Origin of the sequence: Streptomyces sp. PA03-3a, from assembly GCF_033792735.1 — a bacterium.
Lineage (GTDB): Bacteria > Actinomycetota > Actinomycetes > Streptomycetales > Streptomycetaceae > Actinacidiphila.
The window spans coordinates 1-781 of sequence record NZ_JARAVM010000095.1 but is presented as its reverse complement, the minus strand read 5'-3'; the positions used below and the strand labels follow the sequence as shown (position 1 = coordinate 781).

Below are 781 nucleotides of genomic sequence, written 5' to 3'. Positions count from 1 at the left end.
TTGCCCACCACCGGGTCGTCGAGGTTGAACACCAGGTGCTGGACCTCCGCGCCGGTGCCCTCCACGACCTGGATCCCGGTGTCGCCGGCTATCGAACTGCTCTGCAGCGAGGCGATGTCGGCCGAGTCCAGACCACGGTAGGCCAGGTCCACCGACCCGTCCTCCACCGCCTTCTTCAGCGTCGGCTCGTCACCGAAGAACTTCATCGTCATACCGGAGTTGCGGATCTCGGCCGACCCCTGGTAGTCCCCGTTGACCGAGAACACCGCTTCCTTGCCGGCCTCGTAGGAGTCCAGCTTGTACGGGCCCGAACCGGTCGCCTTGCTGTCGCTGCGCAGCTTGTCCGCCGGGTACTGCGTGTGGTCCACGATCGAGCCCGCACCCGAGGCGATCTTCATCGGGAACGTGGCGTCGGAGTACTTCAGATGGAACACCACGCGCTCCGGCGAGGGCGTGTCGATCGTCTTGATCGAGTCCAGCAGGACCGCCGGACCGTTCTCATCGTTGATCTTGATGGTGCGCTCGAAGGAGAACTTCACGTCCTCCGAGGTGAGCGCCTCACCGTTGCTGAACTTCAGGCCCCCGCGCAACGTGCAGTCGAAGGTCTTGCTGGCCTCGTCGGTGAACTTGCAGCTCTCCGCGGCCTCCGGCTCGGGCTTGCTGGCGCCCTTGGGGAAACTGAGCAGCGACTGGAAGACGTTGTTGAACACGATCCAGGAGCCGACGTCGTAACCGGCGGCCGGATCGACCGCGGTCACCTTGTCCGTGATGCCCATCGTGA

The 781-nt window shown here is 64.5% G+C and carries 1 protein-coding gene; it reads right to left on the bottom strand.

Annotated elements, in window-relative coordinates; genetic code table 11:
• Positions 1–781, bottom strand: a 781-nt coding sequence (locus PV342_RS40915) for an ABC transporter substrate-binding protein (RefSeq protein ID WP_500321242.1), incomplete at both ends; no start/stop codon positions are given.